A 19084-nucleotide genomic window follows, 5' to 3' on the forward strand; every position below is an offset into this window, starting at 1 on the left:
GGATGAATTTAGCGATATTGCTGATTTTGGTCGCCACCTTGACGTTTATCGTGACGTTGATGGTGGTGCGTCATTTGTTGCGCGCTCAGAACAGGCAGTTGGCGGTGGAGCACTTAAAGGTACGTGTTGGGCTGATGCAAGTGTTTAAAACGCGCAAAGAAGACGGCTATCAAGGGTGTGGTTGGTGTGCGTTGGGCAGGGCTTTGGGCCCGAAAACGTCGAAAGAAATGGAAGCGGCTCAGCAGCAATTGTCTCGCGCTGGTTTTCGTCAACCCAATGCGTTTGGGGCTTATTTTTTCATTAAATATGCCCTGGTGATTGGGGCGGCTTTGCTGATGGTGGTTTTGTGGAGTTGGTGGGCGATTTCGCCGATTTGGATGCTTGCGGTGCCGGCGGTGATGTTGCTGTTGCCGGAACGGGTGTTGATTTATCTGGGCAATAAACGTTTGGCACGCATTAATATTCAGTTACCGGATTTTTTGGACATGAGCAATATCTGCATGAATGCGGGGTTGAGTTATATGGTGGCGATGAAACGGGTCACTCAGGAATTACGAGAAATTGCGCCCGAAGTGTGCGGCGAGTTTGATTATTTGTTGGACCAAATTCAACTGGGCGTGCCTCGAACCGAAGCATTGCGGCAGTTTGCCGAGCGTAACCCGACCAAGGACATTGAGAGTTTGATTCAAATGTTGATTCAAAATGAAAAACTGGGAAGTTCCATCAGTGAAGCGATTAATGAGTTTTCGCGCCGTATGTATTTGAACCGTGAACAGTTGATGCAGGAAAAAGCCGCGAAAACGTCTGCCAAAATGGCCTTGGTGATTATGCCGTTCTTGATGATTCCGTATTTGATTTTGCTGTTGGCGGAACAAATGGTGCAGTTTGGAAGGAGTTTTTAATGTTAAGAAACACTCGTAACCATTGGACGGGAAGGTTTGTTTTTGTCTTAAGCACCTTTTCGCTATTGGTGCTGCTTTCCGGTTGCAGCAGCTTGGACGTAAATGAACCAACCCGCCTGGATTATGCCAAAAGCGCTCAGGAAGACAAGCCTTTGGCGGAAAACTTGGGGGTCGAAGATGAGTATAAGTTTGCCCTCGATATGGCCAGAATGCAAATCAAGGATGAGCGTTATCAAGCGGCGGAAAACCTGCTGCAAAAAATGCGCAAGTTTCGGCCACAGGATATCGACGTCTATCGTCTGCTAGCGCAAAGTTATGAAGGCCAAAAGAAATATGGACTGGCGTTGTCGGCTTGGAAGCAGGCACAGGGCTTGTCCGGTTTTTCCAGGGATGATGAGGGAGAACTGGCTCGACTGGCGTTAATGAATGATGACTATGCATTGGCGGAAAAAATATACCAATCCTGGCTGGATGATGATGGGGCTTCCAACAGCGAACAAGTCAGTGCGCTGAATAACCTGGGGTTCAGTGCGTTATTGCAAAAACGCTACCCTCAGGCCAAACAGTATTTTCAACAAGCCTTACAAAAAGATCCGCTCAATACCAAAGCGGCCAATAATTTAAACCTGCTCAAAACCGTGGAGGGTGTATGAGACAGCGTCAGAAGTTGCATTCACAAAGAGGCGCGATTTCGATTATCGGAATTGCCATTATGTCCATTGGGTTTACCGGCTTTTATACGGCCTTGGAGTTGGGCAATAAAATGATTATGGATCGTAATTTCGATAATTACGCACAAGCCATCGCACCGGTGGCCCTTCGCACTGAAATGTCTTTAACACGTGAAATGGTGGCCAATGGTCAGGGGGATTTGGTGCGTGAAAAATTATCCGATATGCTCAAGGGTTTGGGGCATCAGGTGGATAGTAATGTGAATTTGACGGTCAAGTTCGGCAATATGGTGCCGCTGGATTCGCCGGTGACTTATACCGATCCTTCCAGCGGTATGGAGTACACTTATCACGAAGAATTCGAGCCGTTGGAACATAATGCGGAGAATCCTAAGTTCGGTTTGGCAGAGGACGAAATGCCGCCGGATTTCAGTGCGGTGAGTATTGAGATTAAAGAAAGCAGTGCTACGTCGCTTTTGCCGTTTTTTCGCCCGACCGGGCGTGCGGTTTACGGTTTATCGGCCAGTGACATTGACTCGCCGGATATGGCCAGTTGTTACTGTGACGCCCGTTACAACGCTTGCTTGGTGGCGGAAGAAACGCAAAGCGTGATGGGCGCACCGAATTCAGGGGATCGGAAACGTTATTGTGAAACCGGGATTGCCCCTTCTGTCGGGGGTGGCATGATGGGGATGTTTTTTGGTGGTGATGCGGAATACTATCAGGCGGATACCGTGCAATTCTCGCCGCAATGGGTGGCGAAGCCTTATGAAGGGATGAATCCGACGGATAAAACCAGCCAGACCTGGCAAGCGGTGTTGGCCGATGAACCCTTAACCATTAACGACGGCGTGAATCCTTTTCCGGAAGCCCATTGGAATGCAGCCGATGCGCAGTGGGTGGCTGGGAATGCTCCGATGCAGTTTACCGGTCGTAAAAAAGTTTCCTCATTTATGATGACTTATCCAAAATATAAGAATCCTTGGGAGTTGGATGGGGATACCTTTTATGTTGGCCGATCCGGCGTATGCGCTTATCCGAATAAAGGCTTTTTTGGCGGTTTTATGAATGTGATACAAGATTTTATGTTTGGTAATACCGATTGTATTCGTTACTCGGCTGACCCGGATTTGAAATACGATTTTGCCTCGCCGATTAAAGGCTTTATGGATGCGATTAATGGTTCCACGGGGGCCAATGAACATTATTACAGCTGCCGAGATTTTTCCGGATTACAGTCCTCCCGAAATGGTTTTTTTCAAGTGATGCGCCGCATTTGGACCTCTCCGCTTTTGGATTGGGAACGTTCCTACCAAGAGACCGATTGTACGGTCAAAAAAATGCACTGGCATGGCTGGTGGGTGTTTGGTGAATGGCGAGAGGCCTAATCGTATTTGTTCCAGAGTTTGAGTACGTTGCTCATGTTTTCGGAATCTGTTTCTGAGACGGATTTCGAACTTTTTCCGATTTTAAAAACACATCTTCTGATATAGTCACTTCATTCTCTTCTTAATGCCTTTGAATTTTAATATAACGGTTTTATGTTGCCTGACTCAGACCCTTTAACCACCTTATTGTCCCAAGTGTCCGAATTGAAACGGAAAGCCCTGCAACCTTTGCCGACGGTGTTTGAAGACAGCAGTCATCAAATTTGGTTTTACGACGACGCTGGACAGCGTGATGTTATTAAGGTTTTGAATTCCGTTACACATGATGCCGGGCCCTTCTGGCAGGGGATGCAAGCGTTATTCTATGTGGATTTACCGCAGCAGATTTCCAGGTTTGAAACCCTGTATCGGATGGTGGCGGACGCGACCGAGTTGCGGATTCCGGCCCTTCGGCAACTGTGGTTAAAACCGTCTGCCGGGCTGTGGGGATTGCGCACGGATTGTTTGCCGGGGCGAGCGGTGACAGCCGAGTCGGTTACTTCGGAAATGGTGGCACAGTTGGCGCGTCATTTGGCGGGGTTGCATCGAGTGTCTTTCGAGGGATTTGGCGACATCACTTGTCCAGAGTTTAATCGGCAAACTCACCAGGCCTGGTCAAACCATTTGAAAACGTGGTTAGAACAACAAGCGACGCCGGAGAAGGGTGTGCCGGCTTCCGAGCGCGACGCTTTGTTGGGTGAATGTGATAAGGTTTTTCAGTCGGATTTCGACGCCGGGCCGTTTGGCATCATTATGCCCGATTTACGGTGGGATCAGTTTTTGCAGCAGGACGGCCGCTTAACCGGTTTGACCGATTTGGATGCGCTGGTGGCCGGGCCGATTGCTTTGGATTGGGTGTTGGTTGAGCTGTTGCTGAACGAAAATCAATTTGATGAATTTTGTAACGAATATCAAAAAGTGGCGGAAATTCCGACGGTTTCAGCCGTTCGAGCGCCTTACCGCGCCGCGTTGTTTCTGATGAATGTCTTTGGGGAATCAAACTACCAGGCCTGGCAGGAACGGCCGGTTTGGCTGGATTGAGCCAAACTGACCGAGTACTTCTTTTTTAAGGTTCGGAGTGCTGACGTTGTGCCCAGTCCTGACGCCATTCCCGATACCCGACAATCGCCAGGCCGAAATACAGCACAAACATCACGATGGTGAAGTAGAAGCCGCTTTGCCAATAAAGCACGATGGCGGCCGAATTGATGACCAACCAGTAGAGCCAGTTTTCCAGCACTTTGCGCGCCATCAGATAGGTGTTCATGACCGAAAACACCATGACCCCCGCATCCAGATACGGAAAGCGTGAATGATCGCCGCTTTCCAGAAAACCGCCCAGCGCGAACGTCAAACTGAACCCCGTCACCAGATACAGCAAGTGGAACCCAAGCGATTTGCGATGCACGGCAATGCCGTTGTCACTTTTTACCGGTTGGCGCCAGAGCCAGAAGCCGTAAATGGCCATCAACAGATAATAGCCGTTCAGCACCGCCTGCAAAGGCAATTGCCCTTGCCAGAACAGCAGGGTGTAGATCAGCGTGCTGAAAAAGGCACAGGGCCAAGCCCAAACCGATTGACGGATGGCAAACAAGATGTAGCCCAAACCGAGTAGCGTGGCGACGATTTCCCAGCCGGATAAGGCCGACATGGACGCCAGAACGCCGTCGGCAAATTGTTCAATCGCCACAGCGTTCAATATCCGCTTCGGAGCGATCCGTGCCGAGCAGTTTCAGCACGAAAACGGTTTTGGGCTGGTCGGCGAGCACGGTTTCAATGTCGTCGGTGAGGGCGGCCATCAAGGTGCGATAATCGCCGAAAATCTGGGTGCTCATCGCATTGCGGGCGATACGAATGTCCGGCCGTTTTTCCAGTGATTCGATGAAGTCGATAATCGGCTGGCAATATTGATCCTGCAATGGGTACATGCTGATGTCGATGGACGCTTGTAATGGCATGAATATCTCCTTAATGCGGCATTGGGTTTGAACGTTTCGCTTTAAACTGGGTCGTTAATAATCGTAAGCGACGGTCACGCCATAGGTTCTGGGTGCGCCCTGTTGAGTGTATAAAGCGGCATCCGTTCTTTTCGGATCGGCATTAAAATAAAACCCTTCCGTGGCATACTTCGTATCGCCCAGGTTTTTGCCCCATACAATGACTGTCCAGTTTTTACGTTGATAGGTCACGGCACTGTTGACTAAGGAGTAAGCTTTGGACTTCTGCGGTTGAGTGCTGGAGAAGTAATAGGCATCTTTCCCTTCGATATTGGCCGACAAGGTCCAGTGATCGGTCAAGTAATATTCGCCGCCGATACTAAAGGTATAGTTGGGCGAACGAGCGGTTTCACGGTCATCTAAAACGAGATCGGGTTGACCTTGTTCCTCATAGGTATAGTCCGTATAGGTACTCTTTAACAACCCTAAAGACCCTAAAAATCTGACGTCATCGACAATCAGCCAATCGACTTGTCCTTCTAATCCGTAATAGGTTGATTTTGGCGCATTCTCGGTATAAAGCATCCAGTTTCCATGGCTATCATAGTAGGACACAGGAATTTGGCGGTCTTGATTTTGCCCGTAGAAAACATTCAAACGGGTGTTGAGGCGGTTATTGAGCATGGATGAGTTGAGGCCCCCTTCCAGGTTCCAAAGTGTCTCGGTATCATAAAGAACCGGTTTGTCACTCGGCAAACGCCCTTCATCATTGACGCCGCCCGCTTTATAACCTCTGGATAAGGTTATAAAGCTGAGATGGTTTGGGGTGATTTGGTAACTGGCACCGAGTTTCCCTCCGTAAAGGACCTCACTGGATTTTTTGCTGAACCCACTGACGGTACCGTCATAATCGTAATGATAGTTTTCAACTCTCAAACCCGCCATCAATATCCATTTATCCGTTAAATGATGGTCTAATTGCCCGTACAGGGATTGGCTGGAGGTTTTGTAATCGTATCCGGAAGGGGTTAAATAGCCGCCGTAATCATAGCCCCCTGTGTAGTCTTCATCTTGTGCCAGATAATAAAAACCGGCCACCCAATCTGTTGTTCCGTTGAAAATACGACCATCTTCAGAGGATAAGAAACGTAAATCTAATGTTTGGTTGTTCCGTTTACGTTCGTTATGATCCGTTTGAGTGACCAGGCTGGGATCGTATCCTGGGTTGGCCCAATCACCGTCATACGAATAAGTGCTTTTGCTATTGATGTGAGTGATGGCCGCGACCATGTCGATGAATGGGTTCACCGCATAATCGGCTTTCAGAGCCACGCCATCCGACTTGAGTGTGTCTTGCCCCGGTTCATCCGAAAGGGTTGTATAGTCATTTGAAAAATTAAACGCGTCATAACCATTATCAACATTGATGTGTAACAATTTCAAATCCAGTGTCAGACGCTCATTGACATTCCATTTCAGGTTCGCTCTGGCGGTCAGTTCATCTCGGTTTTGGGTATTCTTTTTATCCAAATAATCATTTTCCATATACCCATCGGAATTGTATTGGTACACCGCCAAACGCCCCGCTAATTTATCCTTTACGATTGGGCCATTCAGCATCACGCCACCGGCATAGGTATTATGGGAGCCAACTGTGCCTTCCAATCTGGCCGAGGGCTGATAAGAGGCCTCATTGGTTTGTACCTGGATCAAGCCCGCTAATGCGGAAGAGCCAAAACGTGTCCCTTGTGGACCGCGCAATACTTCCACTTGTTTGACATCAAACATTGTGGCGGCGGCGCCCATTTGGCTGTAATCGAAGTCATCGACTAATACTCCAACAGAGGGGTTCACTGGGGTGTAATACTGTTCCGTGATTCCCATGCCGCGAATCTGATAATAGTGCGCGGTGGCGCCACCACTGGAGGCATTCACATTCGGCATTAAACCAATCACATCTTCAATGTTTTGGGCATCGCGCTCTTGCATCTCGACCGGCGTCACCACCGTGACACTGGAGGTACTTTGTTGAATGTCGGCCTCCCGAAAATCGGCTTCGATTTGGACCGGCTTGAGTTTGACGGTTTGGGCCTCGCTGGCGGTTTCCTCGGCCAGAGACGGTGTTGCGTGCCATAAACCGAATGATAAGAATGAGGCCGGAATGACGGCGGATAAAATGGGTTTCAGGTGCATGTTGCTTCCTTTTCAGTTCACCAAAAAGGACAGGTATGCAATTCGGACAGTCGCCTGTGAAGCGGCTAAGATCGAGTGTTGCAGCCTGTTCCTACGCCAGTATTAACTGGATCAGGTTATAAGGGTTCCCTTTCATCAGGATCTCAGGCCTTTCGACCACCCCTCGGCATAAATTCAGAGACGTTAATTGTGTATAAACCACGTCCCTCTAAAAACGTGAGCGCGATTATAAAGCAAAAGCGTCCGGATTTGAATGTTTGATTATTCAAGGCGTTGATATGACATGAATTTCGACCAGGCCTGGCCGAAATTGGGAAACCGTTACGTTACTCGTTTAAATCGACGGGATGTCGTCCGAGTCGTAAGGCAGGCGTTCGTCGCCGTAGATTTCTTCCGAAAAGGATTCGACCCGTTCTTCCGCGATGTCTGTGCGCGCAAATTGCGCGATGTGGAAAAGCGCTTCGCCTTCGTTGACCAATGGCATCACCATTTGGCCGATGACAATGCCGCTGGCATTGGCGTAGACTTCGAATTCCGCTTCACCGAAAGGGTCGGAAATCACACCGAGCAAGGTTTGGTCTTTCTGTACCCGGTCGCCATCCTTGACCAATGCCCGGAAAATACCGCTGTGCGGGGCACGCACCCAATAGCTGGAACGTGCGATGACCGGGCTTTTCGCCGGTTTTTTCGGCACGCGTCCAGGCGCAATCATGCCAAGGTGTTTCATAACGTTCAGCACGCCTTTGACACCGGCACGGATGGCGAACTCGTCGAACCGCAAGGCCTCTCCCGCTTCGTACAGCAGAATGGGGATGTCTTTTTTCACCGCAGAAGCGCGGAGGGAGCCGGGGCGCAAGGTGGCGTTCATCATCAAGGGCGCGCCGAAGGCTTCGGCCATCGCTAGGGTTTCTTCGTTTTCCAGATCGGCGCGAATCTGCGGCAGGTTGGTGCGATTGATGGCGCCGGTGTGCAGGTCGATGCCGTGGCTGCACTGGCCGACGATTTCATTCAGGAACAGGTAAGCCATTCGGCTCGCCAGCGAGCCTTTTGACGACCCCGGAAAGCTGCGGTTGAGATCGCGTCGGTCGGGCAGGTAGCGGCTTTGGTTGATGAAGCCGTGCAGGTTGACGATGGGCACGGCAATGAGCGTGCCTTTCATGCGTTGTAAGGCTTTGACCTTCATCAGGCGGCGAATGATTTCCACACCGTTGAGCTCGTCGCCGTGAATGGCGGCGCAGATGAACAGCGTCGGCCCTTTACGTTTGCCATTGATGACCTGCACCGGCATATTCAGTTCGCCGTGGGTATAAAGTTTGCCCACTTGCAAATCGACGGTTTTACGCTCGCCGGGTTTGATGGTTTCCGAACCGATGGTGATGGCGTGATTGGCCGGTTTTTTCATAGCGGTTTTCCTGTGGCGACGACCATCTAACCCTTACCGCGGGTTTTGGTGCGATGCGGCTTGGCGTTTTTTTCGATGAATTCGATGATTTGGCCCGCCACGTTTTTACCGGTGGCATATTCAATGCCTTCAATGCCAGGGGAGGAGTTGACTTCCATCACCACCGGCCCGTGATTGGAGCGCAGTAAATCGACCCCGCAGACATTCAACCCCATGATTTTCGCCGCGCGTACCGCCGTGGCGCGTTCTTCGGGGGTGATGCGGACCAGCGAAGCGCTGCCGCCCTGGTGCAGGTTGGAACGGAATTCACCTTCCTTGGCCTGACGCTTCATAGCCGCAACCACTTTGCCGCCGATGACAAAACAACGCAAGTCCGCCCCACGGGCTTCTTTGATAAATTCCTGCACCAGAATGTTGGCCTTCAAGCCATTGAAGGCCTGGATGACCGATTCGGCCGCCGAGTGGGTTTCGGCCAACACCACGCCGACGCCTTGCGTGCCTTCCAGCAGCTTGATGACCACCGGCGCGCCGCCAACGGTTTCCAGCAGGTCGTTGACATCATCCGGCGAGTGGGCAAAGCCGGTCACCGGCAGGCCGACACCACGGCGGGATAACAGTTGCAAACTGCGCAGTTTATCGCGCGAACGGGAAATGGCGACCGATTCGTTCAAAGGATAAACGCCCATCATTTCGAACTGACGCAAAACCGCAGTGCCATAGAAGGTAATGGAGGCGCCGATGCGAGGAATGATGGCGTCGAACCCTTCCAGTATTTCGCCTTTGTAATGGATTTGCGGGTGGTTTGCCGAGATGTTCATATAGCAGCGTAGTGCGTCGATGACACGTACTTCGTGTCCGCGCTCCTCGGCCGCTTCAATCAATCGGCGAGTGGAATAAAGGTGTGCGTTTCGCGATAAAATAGCGATTTTCATAAGCGAATCTTTCCGTTGTATTGTGTTGCGGGTGCGGCGTTGTTAACGGGTTTTGAGCTGGGTAGGTGCCGTTTGAGCGTCCGTTGGATGGCTCGATGTTTGGTTTGATATGTCGACACCCTTTAAGTGGAATTCTATGTCAATTTACGGGGAATTCATACTCTTTTTTCATGGCGTTGCAACACCTTGTTATGACAGGCGAAAACCATGATTGGCGCTTTCGTTTCGAGCGTTTTTAAGGTATAAAGAGAGCGGCGTCGGCTAAGCCCCTTTGAGCGTTTTGAAACCGGCCAACCTTTTTAAACCGCATGACGAAAAGAAAATGACTCCATGACCACCAGCGACGAAACCCTCTCCCGTTCCGAAGAAAGATTGCTTGAACTGCAAACCCTATTGAGCGAAGGCGACCAGGAAAAAGTCTGCGAGTTCTTCGCAGAACAGAACGACACCGAAATTGCCCATTTGTTGGAGTCCTTCCCGGCCAGCGCTCGCGAACGCATCTGGATTTGCGTACCGGAAGAGTTGAAAGGGGAAGTGCTGGCGGAGGTCGGCGAAGAGGTGCGGGCGTCTTTGATGTCCGACATGGAGGCCGAAGCGGTTTCCGACCTGACGCGCGATCTGGACGCACAGGACATTGCGGAAATTCTCGATACGGTCGAGCCGTCGGTCAAAGAGGCGGTCATCGACAATCTGGATGACAGTACCCGTGAGCAGGTGCAGGTGTTGCATGCCTATGGCGACAATACGGTGGGGCGTTATATGGACCCGAACACCGTCAACGTCAAGGAAGACGTGACCTTGGAAACCGTGCAACGATACATCCGCATCAAAGGGTTGTTGGACGAGCGTTCTCAGGAATTCATGGTGACGGATAAGGAAAACCGTCTGGTGGGATCTTTGAGTCTGGTCGATTTGGTGAAAAACAACCAGGAAGCGCAGGTGACGGAATTCATGCATCAGTCGGTGTCGTTGCTGGATGAAATGGACGTGCACGAAGCCGCGGTGGTATTGCGTTCCAAGGAATTGCGCTTTGTACCGGTGGTGAATGCCGACGGCATTCTGGTCGGGCAGTTGAACATCGACAACATCATGGAAATCACCCGTGAAGACGCCGACAATACGTTATTGGGGATGTCCCGCGTCAGCGACGACGAGGAACTGTTCGCGCCGGTGATGACCAGTGCGAAAAGCCGGGGTGTCTGGCTCGGCATCAATCTGGCGACGGCGTTTCTGGCGGCTTACGTCATCGGTCAGTTTGAGGCGGTGTTGTCGCAGGTGGTGGCGTTGGCGGTATTGATGCCGGTGGTGGCGAGCATGGGCGGCATTGCCGGCAGTCAGACCTTGACGGTGATTATTCGCGGCTTGGCGATGGGGCAGGTCGGGGGCAACAACCGTTGGTGGTTGTTCAATAAAGAACTTTGGGTCGGGGTGTTGAACGGGCTGGTGTGGGCCTTCGTTGTCGGAGTGATTGCGCAGTTATGGTTTGATAATTGGATCGTGAGTCTGGTGATTACGCTGGCGATTGTCATCAATATGACCGTCGCCAATGTGTCCGGTATCGCGATTCCATTAATATTGAAACGTATGAAAATCGACCCGGCGTTATCCGGCGCGGTGATTCTCACGACCGTGACCGATGTGGTCGGTTTCTTATCCTTCTTGGGCTTGGCGACGGTGCTGATTCTGCACTAAACAACCAAACCCGAAGGCATCTCAAAAACGCCCAGGCCTGGGTGTTTTCATTTATTCGATTACAACAAGGAATCGATACGCGCTTTGGCCGCTTCGATGGATTGGGCGACGGCATCGTCGCCCATCCCCATGCCCGGGGCTTCGATAAAAGTGATGTCTTCGATGCCGATGAAGTTCAAAGCGGTTTTTAAATACGGCTTGACGAAATTCATCGCGTCCATTGGCGGTTGGGTGTAATCCCCGCCGGACGCGAGGAAGACATAGGCTTTTTTCCCTTTCAACAAGCCTTCCGGGCCGTTTTCGCCGTATTGGAAGGTTTCACCCACACGCAGGATATGGTCGAGATACGCTTTCAGCGTTGAAGGAATGGCGAAGTTATACATCGGGCTGGTCAGTACAAGGGTATCTGCGGCACGGATTTGCGCCACGTATTGCTCGGACAGAGCCAGGGCGCTTTTTTGCGCGTCGTCGCGTTCGTTCGGCATGGTGTACATGGCTCCGATCATGGCTTGGTCCATGTGCGGCGGCGGGGTGGCAGCCAGATCGACCGTTTGAATGTGGGCGTCGTGGTTCTGGGCTTGCCATTTCGATAGGAAATAGTCGGCCAGTTCTTTGGAATGCGAACCTTGCGATAAGGCGCTGCTGTCAACACGAAGTAACGTGGTCATAGTGGTTTCTCCAGAAAAAGGTATTTGCTTGGGTTGAGACTATTTTATAAAGAAAGAAAATGTGAATAAACCGGCGATAAAGCAAATAACTGTTGCTTGAATTGCAACAATGGATCCGACGAGACAGGTGGGTTGCCCAGCCGATGACGCGGCTGGACGAGAGGTATGAGCGACTTATTTCAAGCCGGACAGAATGGCGTCTTCCACCTGGTCGATGGCTTGGGTGCCGTCGACTTTGATGTATTTCAACGAAGCGTTTTTGGCCGCTTCATCCGTGTAGTAACCGATCAATGGAGCCGTTTGCTCGTGATACACCTTCAAGCGATCCAACACCACGTCGGCTTTGTCATCGTCACGCTGAATCAAATCTTCACCGGTTTCATCATCCTTGCCCTCCACTTTCGGCGGGTTGTAAGTCAGGTGATAGGTCCGGCCGGAAGCCGGATGCACGCGACGGCCAGCCATGCGGTTGACGATTTCGGAATCCGGCACGTCGATTTCAATGATGGCGTCGATGTCGACACCGGCGGCTTTCAGCGCATCCGCTTGCGGTACGGTTCTTGGGAAACCGTCCAGCAGGAAGCCGTTGGCGCAATCCGGTTCGGTAATGCGGTCTTTGACCAGACCGATGATGATTTCGTCCGTGACCAGTTTACCGGCATCCATGAATTCCTTGGCTTGTTTCCCGAGCGGCGTTTCGGCCTTGATGGCCGCGCGTAGCATGTCGCCGGTGGAGATTTGCGGAATATCGAATTTTTTGGTCAGGAATTGGGCTTGTGTCCCTTTTCCGGCGCCCGGTGCGCCCAGAAGAATAAATTTCATAATCAGTTCTCGCTTAAGGTTGTACGTATTCAGTGGCGGCTATTTTATCAAACTGACGCCAAAAGGGTTTGAATCATTCGCGCCGCCTGTTGCTGATAACCGCCGCCAAACAGGTTGAAATGATTCAACACATGGTAGAGGTTATACAGTTCCTTACGGGTCGCATAGCCTTTGTCCAATGGGAAAACGCTGTTGTAACCGGCATAGAATTCGGGCGAAAAGCCGCCGAAAAGTTCGGTCATCGCCAAGTCGGCTTCACGGTCGCCGTAGTAACTGGCCGGGTCGAAAAACACCGCGTCGCCGTCGGTGGTGAAGGCGCTGTTTCCGCCCCAGAGGTCGCCATGCAAGGGCGAGGCTTCCGGTTGATAGTCGCCGAAAAATTTCGGCAAAGCTTCGATCAGTGCCTGCCCCTGTTCGACCAAGCTGTTCGATGCGCCGTGATCTTGCGCCAGGGTCAGTTGGTGGGCCAGTCGCTGCTGGCCGTAAAATGCCACCCAGTCGTCGGACCAGGTATTGGGTTGCAACGTATGACCGATGTAATTGTCTTCCGGCCAGCCGAAGCGTTTATCCGTATTGACCTGGTGGTGCAACAAGGCCAAATCCTTACCGCGTTGCTCGTCGTCTCCGCGAGACGTCAAGGGCAGGTATTCCAAAACCAGCCAGGCCTGGTCGTTTTCGAGGCCAGTGGCGACGACCTTCGGCACCCGCACGCTCAAGGTTTTGCCTAAGGCATTGAGGCTGTTGGCTTCGGTTTCAAACAAGTGTGACAGATGGCCGTGATTGGTCTTGAGGAAAAACTCGCCTTGCTGAGTGTGCAGATGGTAGGAGCGATGGATGTCGCCGCCCGAGACCGGTGCGGCGCTTTCGATGTCGAACGGGCGCCCGGTGCTCTGGGCGATGGATTCGGAAAGGGCTTGCCAGTTCATAGTCACTCCTTTGCTGTGAAGGTGCGTCGGGAACCGTGACGGTCAGTCGAACAGTTCCTGGGTGATTTGCTCCATTTTGGTCTCGGAGATGTCCGGAATTTCCGGTGCGTTCTGCTCGCGGAAGATTTCGAAGAAAGCGCCCGGAGTGTCCGCCGGCACGGCCAGACCGGTTGAGCGGTCGATGGGCACGTTCACCAGGCCTTCCGGTAAACCGAAGGGGGCGTTCGGATAAGGTTTCAAAGCTTCGCGCATGTAGTCGATCCAAATCGGCAGGGCGGCGCGGCCACCGACTTCCGAACGACCCAATGTGGTTGGGGTGTCGAAGCCGACCCAGACGGTGGTGGCGATGTCCGGGTTGAAGCCTGAGAACCAAGCGTCTTTCTGGTCGTTGGTGGTCCCGGTTTTCCCGGCGATGTCATTGCGTTCCAATACTTTTGCTTTGCGTCCGGAGCCGTGGTTGATGACGTCCTGCATCATCGAGGTCATGATGTAAGCGTTCTGCGGGGTGACGACACGCGGTGCGTTTTGCGGGTCGCCTTCCACACACTGGGCGTTACAGGCGCGCTGCGGCTGGGCCTGATAAATGGTCTGGCCGCTGAAGTCCTGCACCGAATCAATCAGGTAGGGTTCGATTAAATAGCCGGTATTGGCGAAGGTGGCGTAGCCGCGCACCACTTGCAACGGCGTCAACTGCACCGAGCCCAGCGCCAATGACAAGTCGCGGTGCGCGTTCAGCTGATCTTGCGGGAAGCCGAACCGTTCCAGATAATCGACCGCGTAACGGATACCGATTTGCTGCAAAAGACGAATCGATACCAGGTTACGGGAATGGGCCAGCGCCATTCTCAAACGGGTTGGGCCATAGAAGCGCCCGGAGTAGTTTTCCGGACGCCAGGTGTCTTCCAGTGCGCGGTCGTGGAAGACCACCGGCGCATCGTTGATGATGGTGGCGGCGGTCATGCCTTTGTTCAAGCCCGCGGAATACAGGAAGGGTTTGATGTTGGAACCGACCTGACGCACCGCCTGGGTGACGCGGTTGAACTTGCTGCGGAAATAGTCGAATCCGCCGACCAACGAAATGATGCGGCCATTGCTGGGGTCAACAGAGACCAAGGCGGCTTCGGTTTTCGGGTCTTGCGCCAAGCGCCATTGGTCGTCGAGTTTTTGTAGGTAAATGACGTCGCCGCGCTTCAGAACCTCGGCCACCGATTGTGGCTCGGAACCGGTTTTGTTTACGTCGATGTAAGGGGCCGCCCACAGCATGTTTTCCAGCTGCAATTGGGTTTCTTCGCCGTTTGAAACCAGTACATCGGCGGTCTTTTCGGTGACGCGAAGCACCACGCCGGTTTCCAGATAACCGAATTTCTCGATTGGATCGAGGGCTTCCAGCAGTTGTTCTTTGTTGGTCAGCAAGGTCGGCGCGACATGTTTAATCGGTCCGCGGTAGCCGTGGCGACGCTCGTAATCCTGCAAACCGTTACGGACGGACAAATTAGCGGTGCTCTGTAATTGGCTGTCGATGGTGGTGGTGATGGTCAGGCCGTTTTTCAGCGCATCTTCCCCGAAATTGCCGATGGCGAAGCTGCGTGCCATTTCCGCCACGTAACCGGCTTCGATGTCGATGCGGGCACCGGTCAGCTTGGCGTGCACCGGCACGGCCTGTGCCTCTTTCATCTGCTCTTCGGTGATGTAGTGGTTTTCATACATGCGGCGCAAAACATAGTTACGGCGCAACTTGGCTCTTTCCGGATTGTAAATCGGATTGTAACGGGACGGCGCTTTCGGCAGACCGGCAATCATGGCGTATTCGTCAAGGGATAATTGGTCGATGGGCTTGCCGTAATAGGTCTGGGCGGCTGCGGCCACGCCGTAAGAACGGTAACCGAGGAAAATTTTGTTCAGGTAAATGGCGAGGATTTCCTGTTTGGAAATCTGGTGCTCGATTTTGTAGGACAGCACGATTTCATTGAGCTTACGCAAATAGGTTTTCTTTTTGCTCAGGAAGAAGTTCCGTGCTACCTGCATGGTGATGGTTGAGCCGCCGGATTGTTTGCTGCCGGTCGTAATCAGCTCGTAGGCGGCACGCGCCAAGCCTTTGAAGTCGACGCCGCCGTGTTCGAAAAAGTTCTCGTCTTCCGAGGAGATGATGGCTTGCGTCATGCGTTCCGGAATTTCCGAGTAGTCGAGCGGAATGCGCTTTTTGGTGCCGATTTCACTGATGAGCTGTCCGTCGCGGGTGACGATTTTCAGCGGTACTTGATAGGTGACGTCTTTCAGCGCGGAGGCGTCTGGCAGGGTCGGGTAAATGGTCACGGCATAAAGGATGACGACGACCAACGGGGCGACGATGGCACCCAGAAAGGTGGAAATCCAGAAAAAGCGTTTGAAAAATCCGCGCTTCTTTTTCGGTTTCGGCGCCTGCTCGGCGTCCTGTTCAGGTGTGCTGTTCTGTGTTTCGTCGTTCATTATGGTGTCTTATGTCAAAGTTGGGGGTGGTCAACCGATGCGTTTCATCTTTTGATGTTCGTTCTTTTATATATCGTATCGAGCGCTAAAGTCTTGATATTTTGTTGAACTGGGCCAATCGGTTGTGCCATGACGGCTATCACGCGAATTATACGGGAAATCAAATCGATACAAAAGACGGGATTGGAAAACAGGCCTGAAAACAAAAAGCCCGGCAATCGGCCGGGCTTTTCAATCAGCGAAATGAAAACGAGATTATTTCGAGTAACGTTTGGTTTTGATGTCGCTGTAGATCAGGTAAAGGTTACCGACAACAATGGTCACAATCGCCGCAACAACGCCGAACATGCCGATGCCGACCTGTAGAGACTGTGGCAAATAACCTGCCCAGATACCTAGTAAAACGGCGAGTGGAATGACCACAGTGATCAAAAGGACGCCGATCATTTTCATTAAATTGCTCATTTCTTATTCCTCAGATGAGTTGTGAATCCTTACAACAGTTTCGAACTATACTGACGTTAGGGTCAAATTTCAAATAAAAATCTTGATTGAGGTCAAGAAAGAATCCTTATGATCGCAAAAGTTTTTTTGTGGGTTGAACTCGGCTGCCGTTCGGTTCCAGGTGTCCACTATCCCGCACGGATTCATACACTTAGCGCAAAGTAGGTTTTAATGCCTTCCAAAATACTGTTGGTCGCGACGGCGGCGAGAATCAACCCCATGACTCGACTGATGACACTGGCACCTGCATCGCCAATCAATCGGTGGATAAAGGTGGCACCCAGCAACAAAATAAAGGTGATGACTAAGACCAGCAACATCAAGCCGGCAGTGATACTCTGTTCGATGACTTCAAAACGGTTATTGTCTGTGAGCATCACCACGGCCATCATGGCACCAGGCGAGGCAATGGAGGGAATGGCCAACGGAAACACGGCATGATTGACCGGCGAGCCTGAGCGCGCATCCTGTTCGGCGAGCAATTGCTTTTCTTCCTGCGGTTTGCCATCCCCGAAAATCATCGTCAAAGCGAACAGGAACAGTACGATGCCGCCGGCGATTTGAAAGGCCGATAAGGCGATGTTCATCGATTCCAGCAGTAACTGGCCGGCAATGATGAAAAACAATAACACGCCCGCAGAGGTGACGATGGCGAAGAGCGCAAGCTTGCGCTGCTGAACGGCGGTGTAGCCCGCCGCGACCGCGAGGAAGACCGGAATGGTGCCGATGGGGTCAATGACGGCCCAGAGGATAATGAACTGCTGTATCAAATCATGCATAGTGTTGGCTCGATGAGGTTGTTATTCAATATTTTGTACTTGTTCGCGAATCTGTTCAATCAATACTTTCAGTTCCACGCCGATTTGCGCGGTTCGGCTGTCGATGGATTTGGCGCCGAGCGTGTTGGCTTCGCGGTTGAGTTCTTGCATTAGAAAATCCAGTCGTCGCCCGACAAGCCCGGGTTCATGTCGTAATCGCTCGACTTCGTTCAAGTGGGTTTCCAGCCGATCCAATTCTTCGGCGACATCCATTTTCTGAGCCTGGATGGCGATTTCCTGATGAAAACGCCCCTCATCCAAGGTGTCGGTGTGTTCGGCGATGCGTTGTTTCAATTGGTCGGCGTAGTGCTGGCGGATGCCCGGCAACAGTTGGCGTGCCTGGGTGACGTGTTCACGCATCGCTTGCAGTTTTTCGTGGATGACTTGGCTCAGAGCCTCGCCTTCGCGCTGGCGAATCTGGTCGAATTCGCTCAAACCATTGTTGAGTGCGGCGAGAATGTCATCGGTGTGAACGCTGTTCTTCACATCGGTTTCCACCAGGCCTGGCCATTTCAGTAATTCCACCGGATTCACCTGAGTGGCTTCCGGCAAGGCGGTTTGAATCTGGTTGATGGCGTCGGTCAGGCCAGAAAGCAATGGCTGGTTGAGGCTGAAGTTTTGGGTGTTTTGCGTGGGGGGTAGATGTAATTGCAGTTCCACTTTCCCGCGGGCCAGAAACGGTTTGATGGTTTCGCGAATCGCCGGTTCCAGTGCTTTGGCGGTGTCGGGCAGTTTGAGGTGCAGTTCCAGATAACGGTGGTTGACGGAACGCATTTCCCAGCGTAGCGCGCCCCAGTCGAATGACTGTGGATGGATGAAAAAGGCGGTCATGCTTTTCATAGGTATGTCCTTATGGCGGTGCATCGATTGTCGAACCCGGATTTTTTGACGGTTCAGGGAATCGGATTGGTATAATTGCCACCATTTTAAAGATTTATGAACCGTTTTGCAGGTGTCGATGGCGTTGGTCATCGATTCCGTTATGAAATGAAAGGAAGAGACTATGAGACCGAGTGGCAGACAAACCGACCAATTAAGAGCCGTGACCTTGACCAAGGACTTTACCAAACACGCGGAAGGGTCGGTATTGATCGAGTTCGGCGATACCAAAGTCATTTGTAACGCCACGGTGGAAGAAAAAGTGCCGCCGTTTTTGAAAGGCCAGAGCCAGGGCTGGATTACCGCGGAATACGGTATGTTGCCGCGTTCGACCGACAGTCGCATGCGTCGTGAAGCCAATGCCGGTAAACAAGGCGGCCGCACGGTGGAAATCCAGCGTTTGATCGGCCGTTCCTTGCGTGCCGGGGTGGATATGCGAAAACTGGGCGAAAGAACCATTGTGGTGGATTGCGACGTCATTCAAGCCGACGGCGGTACACGCACCGCTTCCATTACCGGTGGTTTTGCGGCCTTGGCGCTGGCGGTGGAGCGGCTGCTGGCGAAAGGCGTGTTGACGGAAAACCCGATTCTGCATCACGTCGGTTCGGTATCGGTGGGCATTTATCAAGGCACGCCGGTATTGGATTTGGATTATGCGGAAGACTCCAATGCCGAAACCGACATGAATCTGGTGATGGCCGAGGACGGCCGTTTTATCGAAGTGCAGGGTACGGCGGAAGCGGAACCTTACTCGTTGGAGGAAATGAATGCGATGATTGCTTTGGGGCAAAAAGGCATTCAGGAATTAATCGGTTTGCAGAAAAACATGCTGGCGGAGGTTTAAA

At 52.1% G+C, this 19084-nt stretch carries 18 protein-coding genes and 1 riboswitch; of the genes, 6 read left to right on the forward strand and 12 right to left on the reverse strand.

The features are described from left to right. The first annotated feature begins 2 nt into the window (after positions 1-2). The 4 genes from AYJ59_RS01650 (at position 3) to AYJ59_RS01665 (ending at position 4041) form a co-directional block, all read left to right on the forward strand. Entirely contained in the window at positions 3-902 is a 900-nt protein-coding gene (locus AYJ59_RS01650; RefSeq protein ID WP_127119130.1) for a type II secretion system F family protein, read from the forward strand. Then, positions 902-1555 (forward strand): tetratricopeptide repeat protein, encoded by a 654-nt coding sequence (locus AYJ59_RS01655; protein WP_127119131.1) that lies wholly within the window; start codon positions 902-904, stop codon positions 1553-1555. Before AYJ59_RS01650 ends, AYJ59_RS01655 begins: the two co-directional genes overlap by 1 nt. Further along, positions 1552-2961: a hypothetical protein gene (locus AYJ59_RS01660; RefSeq protein WP_127119132.1), complete on the forward strand. Its 1410-nt coding sequence runs from the start codon at positions 1552-1554 to the stop codon at positions 2959-2961. Before AYJ59_RS01655 ends, AYJ59_RS01660 begins: the two co-directional genes overlap by 4 nt. A gap of 153 nt (positions 2962-3114) precedes the next feature. Further along, on the forward strand, positions 3115-4041 hold the full coding sequence (locus AYJ59_RS01665; protein ID WP_127119133.1) for a phosphotransferase: 927 nt from the start codon (positions 3115-3117) through the stop codon (positions 4039-4041). Positions 4042-4066: 25 nt separating this feature from the next. Here AYJ59_RS01665 and pnuC read toward each other — a convergent pair whose 3' ends face one another. The 5 genes from pnuC to rimK all read right to left on the reverse strand — a co-directional run bounded on the left by pnuC (position 4067) and on the right by rimK (position 9464). Further along, on the reverse strand, positions 4067-4651 hold the full coding sequence (gene pnuC / locus AYJ59_RS01670) for a nicotinamide riboside transporter PnuC (RefSeq protein ID WP_038152328.1): 585 nt from the start codon (positions 4649-4651) through the stop codon (positions 4067-4069). A gap of 28 nt (positions 4652-4679) precedes the next feature. Continuing rightward, the gene (locus AYJ59_RS01675) at positions 4680-4958 is read right to left on the reverse strand and encodes a hypothetical protein (RefSeq protein ID WP_127119134.1); all 279 of its coding nucleotides are present in this window, start codon (positions 4956-4958) and stop codon (positions 4680-4682) included. A gap of 54 nt (positions 4959-5012) precedes the next feature. Further along, on the reverse strand, positions 5013-7130 hold the full coding sequence (locus AYJ59_RS01680; RefSeq protein ID WP_127119135.1) for a TonB-dependent receptor: 2118 nt from the start codon (positions 7128-7130) through the stop codon (positions 5013-5015). Between the two features lie 70 nt (positions 7131-7200). Then, a riboswitch (TPP riboswitch) is annotated at positions 7201-7304 on the reverse strand. 160 nt (positions 7305-7464) lie between these two features. Then, entirely contained in the window at positions 7465-8532 is a 1068-nt protein-coding gene (locus tag AYJ59_RS01685) for a succinylglutamate desuccinylase/aspartoacylase family protein (RefSeq protein ID WP_127119136.1), read from the reverse strand. 26 nt (positions 8533-8558) lie between these two features. Beyond that, on the reverse strand, positions 8559-9464 hold the full coding sequence (gene rimK / locus AYJ59_RS01690; RefSeq protein ID WP_029939039.1) for a 30S ribosomal protein S6--L-glutamate ligase: 906 nt from the start codon (positions 9462-9464) through the stop codon (positions 8559-8561). A gap of 330 nt (positions 9465-9794) precedes the next feature. Here rimK and mgtE point away from each other — a divergent pair, with 330 nt between their 5' ends. After that, a complete protein-coding gene (gene mgtE, locus AYJ59_RS01695; RefSeq protein ID WP_029939038.1) occupies positions 9795-11156 on the forward strand; it encodes a magnesium transporter in 1362 nt (453 codons plus the stop codon). A gap of 59 nt (positions 11157-11215) precedes the next feature. Here mgtE and AYJ59_RS01700 read toward each other — a convergent pair whose 3' ends face one another. The 7 genes from AYJ59_RS01700 to AYJ59_RS01730 all read right to left on the reverse strand — a co-directional run bounded on the left by AYJ59_RS01700 (position 11216) and on the right by AYJ59_RS01730 (position 18200). Further along, positions 11216-11824, reverse strand: a complete 609-nt coding sequence (locus AYJ59_RS01700; RefSeq protein WP_029939037.1) for an FMN-dependent NADH-azoreductase — start codon at positions 11822-11824, stop codon at positions 11216-11218. A 174-nt stretch (positions 11825-11998) separates the two neighbouring features. Then, entirely contained in the window at positions 11999-12646 is a 648-nt protein-coding gene (adk, locus tag AYJ59_RS01705) for an adenylate kinase (protein WP_029939036.1), read from the reverse strand. Positions 12647-12693: 47 nt separating this feature from the next. After that, positions 12694-13572 (reverse strand): fructosamine kinase family protein, encoded by an 879-nt coding sequence (locus tag AYJ59_RS01710; protein WP_029939035.1) that lies wholly within the window; start codon positions 13570-13572, stop codon positions 12694-12696. A 42-nt stretch (positions 13573-13614) separates the two neighbouring features. Next, positions 13615-16038 (reverse strand): penicillin-binding protein 1A, encoded by a 2424-nt coding sequence (locus AYJ59_RS01715; RefSeq protein ID WP_029939034.1) that lies wholly within the window; start codon positions 16036-16038, stop codon positions 13615-13617. Between the two features lie 255 nt (positions 16039-16293). Further along, positions 16294-16503, reverse strand: coding sequence for a hypothetical protein (locus AYJ59_RS01720; RefSeq protein ID WP_029939033.1), 210 nt, complete (start codon positions 16501-16503; stop codon positions 16294-16296). A 182-nt stretch (positions 16504-16685) separates the two neighbouring features. Further along, positions 16686-17321: a MarC family protein gene (locus tag AYJ59_RS01725; protein WP_029939032.1), complete on the reverse strand. Its 636-nt coding sequence runs from the start codon at positions 17319-17321 to the stop codon at positions 16686-16688. A 21-nt stretch (positions 17322-17342) separates the two neighbouring features. Next, on the reverse strand, positions 17343-18200 hold the full coding sequence (locus AYJ59_RS01730) for a YicC/YloC family endoribonuclease (RefSeq protein WP_127119137.1): 858 nt from the start codon (positions 18198-18200) through the stop codon (positions 17343-17345). 163 nt (positions 18201-18363) lie between these two features. Between AYJ59_RS01730 and rph the strand changes: the two genes are divergently transcribed. After that, positions 18364-19083 (forward strand): ribonuclease PH, encoded by a 720-nt coding sequence (gene rph / locus AYJ59_RS01735; protein ID WP_029939030.1) that lies wholly within the window; start codon positions 18364-18366, stop codon positions 19081-19083. Position 19084 lies beyond the last annotated feature (1 nt).

It is taken from the genome of Thiomicrospira sp. S5 (assembly GCF_003991075.1).
GTDB lineage: Bacteria > Pseudomonadota > Gammaproteobacteria > Thiomicrospirales > Thiomicrospiraceae > Hydrogenovibrio > Hydrogenovibrio thermophilus.